Source organism: Geopseudomonas sagittaria (genome assembly GCF_900115715.1).
GTDB classification, from domain to species: Bacteria; Pseudomonadota; Gammaproteobacteria; order Pseudomonadales; family Pseudomonadaceae; genus Geopseudomonas; species Geopseudomonas sagittaria.
Map to the genome: position 1 here is coordinate 128,832 of NZ_FOXM01000011.1, position 13,966 is coordinate 142,797.

Sequence of the window (13,966 nt, forward strand, 5' to 3'; positions counted from 1 at the left end):
CCGGGGGCGTTCGATCTACCGCGCAAATCCCGGATGTGGCGACAGCCACGCCAAATTTGGAAAACGACGACCATGAGCGAACAACCGCTGAACGAGCACGCCATCCACGAGGAAGAGAACAAGCTGATTGCCCTGCGCAAGGAAAAGCTTGCCGCCCTGCGTGACAGCCAGGCGATCGCCTTCCCCAACGACTTCCGCCGCGACAGCTACTGCAACGACCTGCAGAAACAGTACGTCGAGGCCGGCAAGGAAGAGCTGGAGGCCCAGCAGATCAAGGTCAGCGTGGCCGGGCGCATCATGCTCAATCGCGGCGCGTTCATGGTCATCCAGGACATGAGCGGGCGCATCCAGGTCTACGTCAACCGCAAGACCCTGCCGGCCGAGACCCTCGAAGCCATCAAGCACTGGGACCTGGGCGACATCATCGGCGTGCACGGCGTGCTGGCCCGTTCCGGCAAGGGTGACCTGTACGTCGACATGCAGGACGTGCGCCTGCTGACCAAGTCGCTGCGTCCGCTGCCGGACAAGTTCCACGGCCTGACCGACACCGAGCAGCGCTACCGTCAGCGCTACGTCGACCTGATCGTCAACGAGGAAGTGCGCCACAGCTTCCGCGTGCGCTCCCAGGTGATCGCCCACATCCGCCAGTTCCTCATGCAGCGCGACTTCCTCGAAGTGGAAACGCCGATGCTGCAGACCATCCCCGGCGGTGCCGCGGCCAAGCCGTTCGAGACCCACCACAACGCACTGGACATGCCGATGTTCCTGCGCATCGCGCCGGAGCTGTACCTCAAGCGTCTGGTGGTCGGCGGTTTCGAGCGCGTGTTCGAGATCAACCGCAACTTCCGCAACGAAGGCGTGTCGACCCGGCACAACCCCGAGTTCACCATGCTCGAGTTCTATCAGGCCTACGCCGACTACGAAGACAACATGGACCTCACCGAGGAGCTGTTCCGCGAGCTGGCCCTGGCCGTGCTCGGCAGCACCGACGTGCCCTACGGCGACAAAGTGTTCCACTTCGGCGAGCCGTTCGCGCGCCTGTCGGTGTTCGACTCGATCCTCAAGTACAACCCGGAAATCTCCGCGGCCGACCTGCAGGACATCGACACCGCCCGTGCCATCGCCAAGAAGGCCGGCGCCAAGGTGCTCGGCTTCGAAGGGCTGGGCAAGCTGCAGGTGATGATTTTCGAGGAGCTGGTCGAGCACAAGCTGGAGCAGCCGACCTTCATCACCGAGTATCCGTTCGAGGTGTCGCCGCTGGCGCGCCGCAACGACAGGAATCCGAATGTCACCGACCGCTTCGAGCTGTTCATCGGCGGCCGCGAGATCGCCAACGCCTACTCCGAGCTGAACGACGCCGAGGACCAGGCCGAACGCTTCCACGCCCAGGTACGCGACAAGGACGCCGGTGACGACGAGGCCATGCACTTCGACGCCGACTTCGTGCGCGCGCTCGAATACGGCATGCCGCCGACCGCCGGCGAAGGCATCGGCATCGACCGTCTGGTCATGCTGCTGACCAACGCACCGTCGATTCGTGACGTGATCCTGTTCCCGCACATGCGTGCCGAGCAATAAGATGTCGCTGTAGCGTCGCGTCGAGTCATCCGCCCCGTGCCGTGGTCCAATCCGGCAGGGGCGCTGATCCGGCGCCTCGACTGCCTGCGCCTGCCGAACCCCTCCGGCAGCAGGGAATCACTGATGGAAAAGGAGTGCTCCATGAAAGCCGTGCGTGTGCTTGTCGCTCTGTCCTTCCTGCTGCTGGGCGGTTGCCTGGCCACCTTCAAGGAGCCGATCCCCGTCGGGGAAACGGCGCCCAAACACCTGCTCGGCACCTGGGCCGGCATGGACGAGTGGGGCGAGGAGCGTTTCCTCGAGATCACCCGTCGGGCCGACGGCAGCTATCAAGCCATGGCCTGGCGCGAGCGCCTGGACAACCGCGCCAAGGCGCGCGACTACGCCTTCACCGTGGCCCGCCACGGTCGCCGTTGGTACCTGTCGGTAGCGGCCCCCGAACGCCTTGGCGGCAACTTCGCCTTCGGCGGCTTCGAGCTGACCGATGACGACGAGCTGGTGCTCTACAGCCTGGATATCGAACAGCTGCAGGACGTGCTGGCCAAGGGGCAGCTCGACGGGCAGACGGTCGAGACCGATGAAGGCAGCGGCGTGCTGATCTCCAGTCCGCTGGCCAAGGTCTATGCCTTCCTCGACGATCAGGCCAACAGCGATGTGTTCAGCGAGGTCGCCCGCTTCGCGCGGGTCACCGAGTGACAAGGACGGGGCGATGAGCCGCAGCAAGGCCAATACCGAGTACCACCAGACCATCCGCGCGCTGTCCGACCGCCTGGTCGAGGCGCAGACGCCGATCCGCGTGCTCGATGCGATCAAGTGGGATGACGGTATCCGCGAGGCGTTCCTCAAGGGCCGCGGGCACCAGCTGCCGGCGGTGGACCGGGCCTACTACCAGAACCGCCCGCTGTCCTTCGACGCCGACGACAAGAAGCAGCAGTTCCAGCAGATCGAGCGCGACATCACCCGCCAGCTCGGCCAGTTCAGCCCGGTCGGGCAGATCATGCGGCGCATGTGCAAGGAATACCGCATGGTGATCCGCATGCTCGAAGCGCGCGGCACCGCGGACTTCGGCCTGATCTCCCAGGAACTGTACGGCTCGGCGTCCGATGCCTTCCATGCCGGCGACCCGACTCTGGCTGATCTCGGCGTGATGTTTTCCACCTACCTGGACAACATCGCCGACCGCAGCGAACTCAAGGACGAACCGAAGACCCTCAACGCCAGCGAGGCGGTGGCGCTGCTGCAGAGCCGGCTCAACGGCGTGTTCGGCGACGACGAGGCGGTGGTACGGGTGTTCGAGTCCGACGGCATCCTCGCCGATGCCGCGGCCGGTGCCGACTACATCAAGATCCGCGCCGATGCGCTGTTCAACCAGCGCGACATCCGTGCCCTGGAAGTGCACGAGGGGCTGGTGCACGTCGGCACCACCCTCAACGGTCTCAACCAGCCGATCTGCACCTTCCTGGCCAAGGGGCCGCCGTCCTCGACCATCACCCAGGAGGGCTTGGCGATCCTCATGGAGGTGATTTCCTTCACCTCCTATCCGACCCGGCTGCGCAAGCTGACCAACCGCACCCGTGCCATCCACATGGCCGAGGACGGCGCCGACTTCCTGCAGATCTTCCAGTTCTACCGCGATCAGGGCTACACGGCGGAGGAGAGCTACTCCAACAGCATCCGCGTGTTCCGTGGCTCGACCCCGGACGGCCTGCCGTTCACCAAGGACCTGTCCTACCTCAAGGGCTTCATCCTGATCTACAACTACATCCAGCTCGCCGTGCGCAAGGGCAAGCTGGAGCAGATTCCGCTGCTGTTCTGCGGCAAGGCCACCCTGGAAGACATGCGCACCCTGCGCCAGCTGGTCGACGAGGGCCTGGTGGTGCCGCCCAAGTACCTGCCGCCGCAGTTCAGCGACCTCAATGCGCTGTCGGCCTGGATGTGCTTCTCCAACTTCCTCAACCACCTGAGCCTGGACCGCGTCGAGGCCGACTACGCCAACATCCTCTGACGGGCCCAGGCCCGTCGGTCCCTTCCTCTTCTGACTTTTCCGGACCCCCATGAGCGAACGCAATCTCATTCCGCTGATTCTCACCGGCATCGGCAGCGTCGCCGCGACTGTCGCGCTGCTCGGCTACTACGGTTACCTGCACATCGCCAAGCCCGAGGACGCGCTGCTGCTGGCCGACTACACCATGCTCAAGACCATCCCCGGCGAGGACTACAAGGTCTCCCTCAAGCCGGCCGACCAGGTCGCCCACTGCATCGACGGGGTGCTGGTGCTGTTCGACGTCAACCAGAAGGGCCTGACCGGCGTGCTGGTGGACAACAAGAAGCGCGCGGTGCGCTGCATCCTGCCCGAGGCCGCGCCGGCCGAGTGAGGCCCTGCTGCTGGTCTATCCTTGCCTGCACAGCAGTGCGACGAGGACAGGGCGGTGATTGTCTGCAAGCGGGTCTATCAGCCGGCGGCGCCCGACGACGGCTACCGGGTGCTGGTCGACCGGCTGTGGCCGCGCGGCTGCAGCAAGGCCAGCCTGCCGCTGGATGAGTGGCTGCGCGAACTGGCGCCCTCGGATGGCGTGCGCCAGGCCTTCGCCCACGAGCCGGAGCGGTTCGCCGCCTTCCGCGCGGCCTATCGCGCCGAGCTGGCGGCGGTCCCGGCGTTCTGGCAGCCGCTGCTGGAGCGGGCCCGCCGCGGCACGCTGACCCTGCTGTACGCGGCGCACGACGAGCAGTTCAACAACGCACGCGTGCTCGCCGAGTTTCTCGACGAGCAACTGGCTGCGCCGGCGGGTGCCGCCCAGGGGGAGTTTCGATGAGAACTGCGGTAATCCTGCGCCGCTGTGGCGCTCTGCTGCTCGCCAGCCTGCTGAGCGCGGCGCAGGCCGCGCCCGGACCGGGCAGTGCGCATGGCCCGCTGGAGCTGCAGGAGGTCGCCAGCGGACTCGAGCATCCCTGGGCCCTGGCTTTCCTGCCGGGCGACGAGGGCATGCTGGTCACCGAGCGGCCCGGGCGGCTGCGCCGGGTCACGGCCGAGGGGCAGTTGTCCGCGCCGCTCGCCGGCGTGCCGGAGGTGTACGCCCGTGGCCAGGGCGGCCTGCTGGACATCGCCCTGTCGCCACGCTTTGCCGAGGATCGCCTGGTCTACCTGAGCTATGCCGAGCAGGGGGTGGATGGTCGTGCCGGCACGGCGGTGGGGCGCGGCCGGCTGTCGACCGATCTGGGGGCGCTGGAGGGGTTTAAGGTGATCTTCCGCCAGCAGCCCAAGCTGTCCAGCGGCATCCATTTCGGTTCGCGGCTGGTGTTCGATCGCGACGGCTACCTGTTCGTCACCCTCGGCGAGAACAACCAGCGGCCCACCGCACAGGATCTCGACAAGCTGCAGGGCAAGGTGGTGCGCCTGCATGCGGACGGGCGCATACCCGAAGACAATCCCTTCGTCGGCCGGCCCGGGGCGCGGGCGGAAATCTGGTCCTACGGGCACCGCAACCCGCAGGGCGCAGCGCTCAATCCGTGGACCGGCGCGCTGTGGACCCACGAGCACGGCCCGCGCGGCGGCGACGAGATCAACATTGCGCAGGCCGGACGCAACTACGGCTGGCCGCTGGCCACCCATGGCATCAACTACAGCCTGCTGCCGATTCCCGAGGCCGAGGGCGAGCGGGTGGCCGGCACCGAGCCACCGCACCACGTCTGGGCCAAGTCGCCGGCGATCAGCGGCATGGCCTTCTACGATGGCGAGCGTTTTCCGGCCTGGCGACACAGCCTGTTCATCGGGGCGCTGGTCCAGCAGGCGCTGATCCGCCTGCAACTGGATGGCGACCGGGTGGTGGGCGAGGAGCGCCTGCTGGAGGAGTTGGGGGCGCGCATTCGCGACGTGCGGACAGGGCCGGACGGTTACCTGTACGTGCTGACCGACGAAGGCAACGGCAAGCTGCTGCGGGTGGGGTTGTCAGCGAGGTAGGAACTCTCCTGGGAGGGTTCCATTCCGGGCGAAGGGCCGTTCAGAACCGCTCGTTGGCTCCTAGGAAGCGCCACTGGCCGGGCTGCAGCTTGGCCATGGCCACACGGCCGATGCGGATGCGGCGGATGTTCAGCACCTGCAGGCCGACGGCGCGGCAGACGTGGGCGATCTGTCCCGGCTGCGGGGCCTTGAGGGCGAAGCGCAGGCGGGTTTCGCTCTGCCAGCTGACCTTGCACGGCGTCAGCGGTCGGCCGTTGTAGGTCAGGCCGAACTGCAGCTGCTTGAGCTGCTCCGCGGTCAGGGTGCCGGCGACGTCGACGATGTATTCCTGCTCGATCTTGCTGAAATCATCGGTCAGCTTGCGGATCACCCCCCAGTTCTGGGTCAGCACCAGCAGGCCGGAAGCCTCGGACTCCAGCGTCAGCGGCACGCTCAGGCGCTGCAGGTGGCGCTTGAGCAGGTGCACGCCGGAGGCGTCGTCGCTGGCGCGATTGGCAGCGTCGAGCAGTTCGCTGGCGAGATTGGCGTCCTGGCCGGCCGGCTTGTGCAGGATCAGGGTGATCGGCGGCTGGGATTCCGCGCGGGCACCGGGGCGCAGGGCGACGGCCTGCTCCTGCACCTTGAACTGCGGCTCCTCGACCACCTCGCCATCCACCGTCACCCAGCCGCCCTCGATGTACAGCTCGGCCTCGCGGCGCGAGCAGGGCAACAGTTCGGCGAGGCGTTTGGACAGGCGGACGGGTTCGCTCATGTGTTCACTTCTTGCCAATGGTGATCTGGCGGGTGCTGCCGTAAACCTGGCCGCTGACGCCACGGGGGATCTGCTGGACTTCACCGCCGGCCTTGAGGAACGCGGCCATCTGCTCTTCGAGCGCCTGGCGGGCTTCGGCGGAGGGGACGGGGGCAACCTTCTGCTTGGATGCGCTGGGTTTGCTTTGCATGGTGATTCTCCTGCCTAAAGGTGAAAAGGCTAGCCATTATACATGAAATGGCGATCATTTTTTGCTCAGTCCGGCAGGATCTGGAAAGTATTTGCCGGGAAAAGACCGGCGAAAATCCCTGAAATCACGATTTTCGCCGGTTTTGCTCAGAGCTCCCGAGCCAGCAGGCGGTAGCTGTTCAGCCGGCTCTCGAAGCTGTGGGTGACGGTGACCAGGCCCAGCTCGCTGAGCTGGTAGTCGCGAGCGTGGGCATGGAACTGTTCCCAGCACTGTTCGGGCGTGCCGACCACCATGGCGTCGCGGGTGGCATCCAGCTCGGCCAGGTCGCTGGGGCTCAACTGGCGGCGACGCTGGTCGATTTCCTCGGGGCTGAGCAGCGGCTCGCGGGCGCCGCGGCCGGTCATCATCTTGCGCCAGGCGGCCGTACTGGCGACGCGCTTGGCTTCCTCCTCGGTTTCCGCACAGATCACCGCCAGCGCCAGCATGCGCGACGGCTTGTGCTGGTGTCCGGCCTGCTGGAAGTGGCGCTCGTAGTTGTCGAAGATCGCCGGCGAGCAGGCCTGCGGGGAGATGAACTTGGCCACCGACAGGCCCATGCCCAGGTAGCCGGCCAGCGACGAGCTGCCGCCGCCGGAGCCGAGCATCCACAGTTGCGGTGCCGGCTCGTTGTCCGGCAGGCAGTGCAGCTTGCGGTAGGGATGGCGTTCGGGATACTCGTTGCGCAGAAAGGCGCACAGCTCGGCGGCCTGTTGCGGGAAGGTGTCTTCTTCCAGCTGCTCGTAGGGCGCGGCGAGGGCGGCGGAGGACAGCGGCGTGCCGCCGGGGGCGCGACCGATGCCGAGATCGATGCGCTCGGGGAACAGGCTGGCGAGCATGCGGAACACCTCGGCCACCTTGTACGGGCTGTAGTGGGTCAGCATCACGCCGCCGCTGCCGATACGCATGTTCTGCGTGGCACTGGCGATGCGCGCGATCATGATCTCTGGGCAGGGATTGGCGAACTGGATGCTGTTGTGGTGCTCGGCCAGCCAGTAGCGGTAGTAGCCCAGCTCGTCGCAGGCGCGGGCCAGGGCCACGGAACTGTTGGGTGCCTCGCGGGCAGGCAGATCGCCGTGGACGGGCGTCTGGTCGACGATGGTGAGTTTCAGCGACATGGCAGGGTCTCGCAAACAACGGCAGGGGCGCTATGGGCGCCAGAATGCAAAAGCCCCGCACGTGGCGGGGCTTCTGGCCAATCAGGGCAGGGTGATCAGATCACCTGCACCTCATCAGCTTGCAGACCTTTCTGGCCATTCACGACCAGGAAGGAAACTTCCTGACCTTCCTTCAGGCTCTTGAAGCCGTCGGATTTGATGGCGCGGAAGTGAACGAATACGTCCGGGCCGCTCTGGGGAGTGATGAAGCCGAAGCCTTTTTCATCATTGAACCACTTGACGGTACCGGTTTGGCGATTAGACATGAATGTCTCCTTGAACAGTGATGGATACGACGTCGGAATTGCCCGAAATCAGGACTGAGTGCAAGGAGCCAGGAAAACCGAAATATGATTGGATCAAGATCTAAACCAGTCGATTACGATGACACAAGCAAACAGTGGGAATAACCTACGCGGTAATTTCCCGCGGTGCAAATCCTTTCTGCTCACTGTCTGCGCCTCTCGTCGGCGGCGCGCGGCCGGTGCTGGCCGGCCAACGCCCGGCTGTGCGGCATGTTCGCTTTGGAATCAATGGCTTGCCATCGCTCGGTGCTGCGCCGGGCGCGCGCCGGTGCGCTGACGAAAAAAACACCGGCGGCGGCGGCGATTGGCCGGCCGACGGAGCGCTGCTTGTCCGGCGATCTCGGCTAGAATGCCGGTCCTGGCAATCAAGGTAAGCGACATGGCACTGATCGGGCGTTTCAATTCTCTGCAGGTGGTCAAGCACACCGACTTCGGCCTCTATCTGGATGGCGGTCCGGACGGCGAAATACTCCTGCCGCGGCGCTACATCCCCGCAGGTGAGCCGTGCGAGATCGGTGACTGGCTCAACGTGTTCGTCTATCTGGACAGCGAAGACCGCATCATCGCCACCACGCAGAAACCCAAGGTCCAGGTCGGTGGCTTCGCCAGCCTCAAGGTGGTGGAGATCAGTCATGTCGGTCTGTTCCTCGACTGGGGCCTGCCCAAGGACCTGTTACTGCCGCACTCCGAGGAAAAGCGCCCGCTGCAGGTTGGCGACTACTGCGTGGTGCACGTCTACCTCGACCCGCGCACCCGGCGCATCACCGCCACCGCGCGCCTGGATCGCTACCTCGACAACACCCAGCCCAACTACAAGCCCGGGCAGGCAGTCGAGCTGCTGGTGGCCGAGCGCACCGACCTTGGCTTCAAGGCCATCGTCAACGGCAAGCACTGGGGGCTGATCCACAAGAACGAGCTGTTCAAGTTCGTGCGCGTGGGCATGCAGGAAACCGGCTACATCCGCGAAGTCCGCGCGGACGGCAAGATCAGCCTGAGCCTGCAACCGATCGGCCAGGGCGCCGCCGACAGTCTCGGCGAGCAGATCCTTGCCAGGTTGCGCGCCGAGGGCGGCAGCCTGGCGCTGAGCGACAAGAGCCCGCCGGAGCTCATCGCCAAGCTGTTCGGGGTGAGCAAGGGCAACTTCAAGAAGGCCATCGGCGGGCTGTACAAGCAGGGGCTGATCGTGATCCGCGACGAGCGCATCGAACTGCCCTGAGCCTGCTCACGGCTTTTTCCCCCACAGTTCCTCCAGGCGCGCATCGCGGCCGCAGCGGGTGCGGTAGAAGTGGTAGCGCAGGGGGTTCTTGCGGTAGTAGTTCTGGTGATACTCCTCGGCCGGATAGAAGGTGGCGGCGGGGAGGATCTCGGTGACGACCGGTTTGGCAAAGCGCCCCGAGGCCTGCAGTGCGGCCTTCGACGCCTCGGCCAGGCGCTGCTGCTCGGGGCTGCGATAGAAGATCGCGCTGCGGTACTGCGAGCCGATGTCGCAGAACTGGCCGGTGGCGGTCAGCGGGTCGATGTTCGGCCAGAAGACCTCCAGCAGCTTGGCATAGCTGGTCTGCGCCGGATCGAAGCGCACCAGCACGGACTCGATATGGCCAGTGCCGCCCGCCGACACCTGTTCGTAGGTCGGGTTGGCCAGGCTGCCGCCGGTATAGCCCGAGGTGGTGGACAGCACCCCCGGCACCTTGTCGAAGTCCGACTCCAGACACCAGAAGCAGCCACCGGCGAAAATCGCCGTGGCCGCCGGGTCGTCGGCCCTGCTGGGCGTCGCCGGGCTGTCGGCCGCGAGGACCTGTGGCGGGGCCAGGACCGCCAGCAACAGCGCCAGCAGTCCGCAGTGCAGACGGCCGGCGCGCGGCACCGACCAGGCAATCGTGCGGATCATCTTCAACTCCTCAATTCGGGCAGAGGTTCGGCTCGCGGTATGAAGCGCAGCGCCAGACCGTTGTTGCACCAGCGCTCGCCGCGCGGCGGCGGGCCATCGTCGAACAGGTGGCCCTGGTGTCCGCCGCAGCGCACGCAGTGGTACTCGATGCGCGGCCAGATCAGCTTGAAGTCGCGCTGGCGGCCGACATGCGCCTCGTCGAGCGGCTGGGTGAAGCTCGGCCAGCCGGTTTTGCTGTCGTACTTGTGCCGGCTGTCGAACAGCGGCAGGTAGCAGGCGGCGCAGACGAAGGTGCCGTCGCGGTGCTCGTCGTTCAGCGGGCTGCTGCCCGCCGCTTCGGTGTCTCCCTCGAACAACACGCGCCACGCCGCCGGCGAGAGCAGCGGACGCCATTCGCTGGCCGGCTTGGCGAGTGGCGTCAGCTCGGCGGCCGAAGCGGCCACGGCCGCGCGGCCGTGGCCGCCGAGCAGCGCCCAGGCCGGCAGCAGGGCCAGCCCCTGGAGCAGGAGTCGTCGCTTCATGATCGCTCCCCCATGCATGGGTGGTGTACGAAGATTAGACAGGTGCAGACCCCTGGTGTTACGGGCGCCACTGACGAGTCGCTGCCTGGCGAGGAGTGCTGCTGCGCGGCCTGCCCTTGATTTGTGCAAGCCTGCCCGCTGAGGCCACGGAAATTACATGACAGGTTGCTGACTGAAACCGCGGCTATGGAAATACCTTTTTAAAATCAATGAATTGCTGTTTTTATGCCGGCCTACATGCGTTTTCGATGGCCGTTTCGGTCCTCTCAAGTGGCAACGGGTTTCCATGAAAAATGCAATCTTGTCCATGAAAGATGCATTCTGTCCGCAGGATTACGCCCCCATAATGCGCCCCACGGACCGCTGACCGGTCGGGCAAATTGCCCGCAAGTCGACCAGACTGAATGGGTGGCTACTGTTGCCCATGCATTCCCGAGCCTTGAGTCCACGACGTGCATCGACAGTGCCCACACAATAAGTATCTGCTTGGACATACCGCCATGAAACGACCGAATCCCATGCTCGAGAAGCTGAAGACCATTCTGCCGGCCATCGCAGCGAACGCCGCCCAGGCAGAGCTTGAGCGCAAGGTGCCGGACGAGAACATTGCTCTGCTGAAGAGCATCGGCATGCATCGTGTCTTCCAGCCCAAAGCCTACGGCGGTCTGGAAATATCCCTGCCCGAGTTCACCGACTGCGTGGCTGCCCTGGCCGGCGCCTGTGGCGGCACCGCGTGGGCCTTCAGCCTGCTGTGCACCCACAGCCACCAGCTGGCGATGTTCCCCAAGCAGCTGCAGGACGAGATCTGGGGCGAAAACCCGGATGCCACCGCCAGCAGCAGCATCGCGCCGTTCAGCACCATCGAGGAAACCGAGGGCGGCGTGCTGCTCAGCGGCGAGATGGGCTGGAGCAGCGGCTGCGACCACGCCGAGTGGGCCATCGTCGGCATGCGCCGCAAGAACGCCGAAGGCGAGCTGGTCTACAGCTTCGGCGTACTGCCGCGCAGCGACTACGAGATCCGCGACGACTGGTTCGCCGTCGGCATGCGCAGCAGCGGCTCGAAGACTCTGGTGATCAAGAACGCCTTCATCCCCAACTACCGCATCCAGGCGGCCAAGGACATGATGGAAGGCCGCTCCGCCGGCCGCGATCTGTATCCGGACAGCAAGATCTTCCACACCCCGTACCGTCCGTACTTCGCCTGCGGCTTCGCCGCCATCAGCCTCGGTGTGGCCGAGCGCATGCTGGTCGCGTTCAAGGAAAAGCAGCAGAACCGCGTGCGGGCCTACACTGGCGCTAACGTGGGGGCTGCCACTCCGGCACTAATGCGCCTGGCCGAGTCGACCCACCAGGTCGCCGCCGCCCGCGCCTTCCTGGAGAAGACCTGGGAAGAGCACGCCGAGTTTGGCGAGCGCCACCAGTTCCCGACCCGCTCCGAGCTGGCCTTTTGGCGTACCAACCAGGCCTATGCGGTGAAGATGTGCATTGCTGCCGTCGACCGTCTGTTCGAAGCCGCCGGCGCCACCAGCTGGTTCGACAACAGCGAGATCCAGCGTCTGTTCCGCGACTCGCACATGACCGGTGCGCACGCCTACACCGACTACGACGTCTGCGCGCAGATCCTCGGCCGCGAGCTGATGGGCCTGGAGCCGGATCCGACCATGGTCTGAGTGGGGTCGTAACGAAAAAAGGGGTTGCCGCGAGGCAACCCCTTTTTGTTGTCTGGTGACTGCCCGCCAGCCAGTGCGGCGGGCGGCCACCTCAGTCGATGCGGGTGAAGGTAGCGGTGCCGATGCCCTCAATCTGCTGGATCAGGGTGTCGCCGCCGTTCTCGATGCGCGCGTGCAGCAGCGCGGCGCCCTTGCTGTCGCGGGCCGTCACGAAGCCGTCCTTGTGAACCCATTCGGCGATGGCCAGCTTGTTGTCGCCTTCGCGGATGTACTGCGGGGTCAGCTCGACCGTGGCGCTCCTGACCTGCACGCCCATGGCCTCCATGGTCATGGCGTAGGTGCCGTCAATGGCGTTGCCGGCAACGGCGGTATTGGCCAGGGTGGCCAGCAGGAGAGCGAGGGCGGAGAGAGAGCGAGTCTTCATGGCGGGCCTTCCTTGTCGATGGCGGGTCACGGTCGCGCAGTGCGAGTGCAGGCTTGAGCGGTGGCAAGCCTGAGGATGCACTCCCGCCAGTTTCGGCGGGATCTTGCGGCGACCTGTTGAGCCAGCTTAGGCAGCCCGGGGCAGCGGTTTGTTGACCTGTGTCGGGTAAAAGCCTGCAGTTCGATGAACTTTCCGTGACAGTGACGCTTTTCTGCGGACGAAAAAAAGCCCCGCACGCGGCGGGGCCGTGACCGGCACGCGCCATCAGGCGGGGGCGGATGTCTCGCGGTTGCGGATCATGTCGGCGATGGCCTGCAGCGGCTGCTTGAGCATCGCCTTCACCTCCTCGCTGGCGCCGACCTGTTCCAGGGCGCGGTCCATGCACAGCAGCCACTGGTCGCGCTCCTTCGGGCCGATGGCAAACGGGCGGTGCGGGCCGGTCATGCAGATCGAGCCGTACTTCTGCGCATACAGGTGCGGGCCGCCCAGCCAGCCGGAGAGGAACTCGAACAGCTTCTGGCGAATCCCCGACAGATCCTCGCCATGCATGCGGCGAATGTCCGCCGCCTCCGGCAGTTGCTCCATGCAGTCGTAGAAGGCCTCGCACAGACGGCGCACGCCATCTTCGCCGCCGAGCAGTTGGTAAGGGGTATGGTTCATGGCTGCACTCCGCCAGTTTTCTTCGGAAAGGGGCTGATCTTGCCTGAGTGCAGCGCTGGGGAATTGACCTGGATCAGTGGTCGGAACAGCCAAGAACTTCGCCCGAGGTCGGGCCTCCACAAGAGCGGGGACCGCGCCGCAGTTGCAGGAGGCGCGCCCTCGCGGCGATGCGGGCCACAGGCCCGATCGCAAAAGCCCAAGAGCTTCGCCCCGAGGTCGGGCCTCCCACAAGAGCAGGGGCCGCGCGGCAGCTGTAGGAGGCGCGCCCTCGCGGCGATGCGGGTCGCAGACCCGCCCGAAAGCGGTGCTTAAAGCCAGATCGCATCCCAGTGGGGATACTGACCCACTCGCTCGACCAGTCCAGCACGCACCGGGTTGGTCACGATATAGCGCGCCAGTGCCCGCAGATCCTCTTCTCGACGTAGTGCCCGATCATGGAAACCATCCTGCCAGATCGATTGACCCATACGTCTGGCCGATAGTGACTTGACTCGTCCGACCAGCTCCGAAAGAGATCCTCGCTGCAGCTGCAAAAGCCAGTGCAAGTGATCCGGCATCAGCACGAAAGCCAGTGTCTGATGCGAGCCTCGAGCGGCATCTTCACGCATGATGCCGATGAGCATCCGTGCCATGTCGAAGTCGCTGAAAAGCCGGGCACGATCACGGGTCACAGTGGTGACCACGTAGATCTGTCCCGTTGCAGACCAGCGACCCGCACGCAAGCGGTGGGCCGAGTGGTAGTCGTCCTTGAGCATGAGGAAATCCTTTTCCGTCTGAAGACCAACAGCCAAGAGCTTCGCCCCGAGGTCGGGCCTCCTACAAGAGCGGGAG

The 13,966-nt window shown here is 65.4% G+C and carries 17 protein-coding genes; 8 read left to right on the forward strand and 9 right to left on the reverse strand.

Annotated features, from left to right (window positions below; genetic code table 11):
- Window positions 1-72: 72 nt before the first annotated feature.
- The 6 genes from lysS to BM297_RS14405 all read left to right on the forward strand — a co-directional run bounded on the left by lysS (window position 73) and on the right by BM297_RS14405 (window position 5,533).
- Entirely contained in the window at window positions 73-1,578 is a 1,506-nt protein-coding gene (gene lysS, locus BM297_RS14380; protein WP_092432684.1) for a lysine--tRNA ligase, read from the forward strand.
- Between the two features lie 141 nt (window positions 1,579-1,719).
- Entirely contained in the window at window positions 1,720-2,271 is a 552-nt protein-coding gene (locus tag BM297_RS14385) for a hypothetical protein (RefSeq protein WP_092432686.1), read from the forward strand.
- Window positions 2,272-2,284: 13 nt separating this feature from the next.
- Window positions 2,285-3,580 carry a flavohemoglobin expression-modulating QEGLA motif protein gene (locus BM297_RS14390; protein ID WP_092432689.1) on the forward strand — a complete coding sequence of 432 codons (1,296 nt, stop codon included), beginning with the start codon at window positions 2,285-2,287 and terminating at the stop codon, window positions 3,578-3,580.
- A gap of 49 nt (window positions 3,581-3,629) precedes the next feature.
- Complete coding sequence (locus tag BM297_RS14395) at window positions 3,630-3,950, forward strand: PA3694 family proteiin (protein WP_092432691.1); 321 nt, start codon at window positions 3,630-3,632, stop codon at window positions 3,948-3,950.
- A gap of 54 nt (window positions 3,951-4,004) precedes the next feature.
- Window positions 4,005-4,388, forward strand: a complete 384-nt coding sequence (locus tag BM297_RS14400) for a DUF488 domain-containing protein (RefSeq protein WP_092432692.1) — start codon at window positions 4,005-4,007, stop codon at window positions 4,386-4,388.
- Window positions 4,385-5,533, forward strand: coding sequence for a PQQ-dependent sugar dehydrogenase (locus tag BM297_RS14405; RefSeq protein WP_092432694.1), 1,149 nt, complete (start codon window positions 4,385-4,387; stop codon window positions 5,531-5,533). Before BM297_RS14400 ends, BM297_RS14405 begins: the two co-directional genes overlap by 4 nt.
- A gap of 40 nt (window positions 5,534-5,573) precedes the next feature.
- Here the strand turns inward: BM297_RS14405 and BM297_RS14410 are convergent, their stop codons facing one another.
- The 4 genes from BM297_RS14410 to BM297_RS14425 all read right to left on the reverse strand — a co-directional run bounded on the left by BM297_RS14410 (window position 5,574) and on the right by BM297_RS14425 (window position 7,933).
- Entirely contained in the window at window positions 5,574-6,284 is a 711-nt protein-coding gene (locus BM297_RS14410; protein ID WP_092432696.1) for an rRNA pseudouridine synthase, read from the reverse strand.
- 4 nt (window positions 6,285-6,288) lie between these two features.
- Window positions 6,289-6,474, reverse strand: coding sequence for a hypothetical protein (locus BM297_RS14415; protein WP_090310161.1), 186 nt, complete (start codon window positions 6,472-6,474; stop codon window positions 6,289-6,291).
- A gap of 146 nt (window positions 6,475-6,620) precedes the next feature.
- On the reverse strand, window positions 6,621-7,628 hold the full coding sequence (locus tag BM297_RS14420; RefSeq protein ID WP_092432698.1) for an MsnO8 family LLM class oxidoreductase: 1,008 nt from the start codon (window positions 7,626-7,628) through the stop codon (window positions 6,621-6,623).
- A 95-nt stretch (window positions 7,629-7,723) separates the two neighbouring features.
- On the reverse strand, window positions 7,724-7,933 hold the full coding sequence (locus BM297_RS14425) for a cold-shock protein (protein WP_090310165.1): 210 nt from the start codon (window positions 7,931-7,933) through the stop codon (window positions 7,724-7,726).
- 418 nt (window positions 7,934-8,351) lie between these two features.
- Between BM297_RS14425 and BM297_RS14430 the strand changes: the two genes are divergently transcribed.
- On the forward strand, window positions 8,352-9,188 hold the full coding sequence (locus BM297_RS14430) for a CvfB family protein (RefSeq protein ID WP_092432770.1): 837 nt from the start codon (window positions 8,352-8,354) through the stop codon (window positions 9,186-9,188).
- Window positions 9,189-9,194: 6 nt separating this feature from the next.
- On the opposite strand, the gene msrA is transcribed toward BM297_RS14430, so the two are convergent.
- Entirely contained in the window at window positions 9,195-9,860 is a 666-nt protein-coding gene (gene msrA / locus BM297_RS14435; RefSeq protein ID WP_092432701.1) for a peptide-methionine (S)-S-oxide reductase MsrA, read from the reverse strand.
- Between the two features lie 2 nt (window positions 9,861-9,862).
- Complete coding sequence (gene msrB / locus BM297_RS14440; protein ID WP_092432704.1) at window positions 9,863-10,381, reverse strand: peptide-methionine (R)-S-oxide reductase MsrB; 519 nt, start codon at window positions 10,379-10,381, stop codon at window positions 9,863-9,865.
- A gap of 500 nt (window positions 10,382-10,881) precedes the next feature.
- On the opposite strand from msrB, the gene BM297_RS14445 reads away from it, so the two are divergent.
- Window positions 10,882-12,051 (forward strand): p-hydroxyphenylacetate 3-hydroxylase oxygenase component, encoded by a 1,170-nt coding sequence (locus BM297_RS14445; protein ID WP_092432706.1) that lies wholly within the window; start codon window positions 10,882-10,884, stop codon window positions 12,049-12,051.
- Between the two features lie 91 nt (window positions 12,052-12,142).
- Here the strand turns inward: BM297_RS14445 and BM297_RS14450 are convergent, their stop codons facing one another.
- The 3 genes from BM297_RS14450 to BM297_RS14460 all read right to left on the reverse strand — a co-directional run bounded on the left by BM297_RS14450 (window position 12,143) and on the right by BM297_RS14460 (window position 13,890).
- Complete coding sequence (locus BM297_RS14450; protein ID WP_092432709.1) at window positions 12,143-12,475, reverse strand: hypothetical protein; 333 nt, start codon at window positions 12,473-12,475, stop codon at window positions 12,143-12,145.
- Between the two features lie 264 nt (window positions 12,476-12,739).
- Window positions 12,740-13,135 carry a group II truncated hemoglobin gene (locus tag BM297_RS14455; protein WP_092432711.1) on the reverse strand — a complete coding sequence of 132 codons (396 nt, stop codon included), beginning with the start codon at window positions 13,133-13,135 and terminating at the stop codon, window positions 12,740-12,742.
- 308 nt (window positions 13,136-13,443) lie between these two features.
- Window positions 13,444-13,890: an REP-associated tyrosine transposase gene (locus BM297_RS14460; protein WP_092432712.1), complete on the reverse strand. Its 447-nt coding sequence runs from the start codon at window positions 13,888-13,890 to the stop codon at window positions 13,444-13,446.
- Window positions 13,891-13,966: the final 76 nt, after the last annotated feature.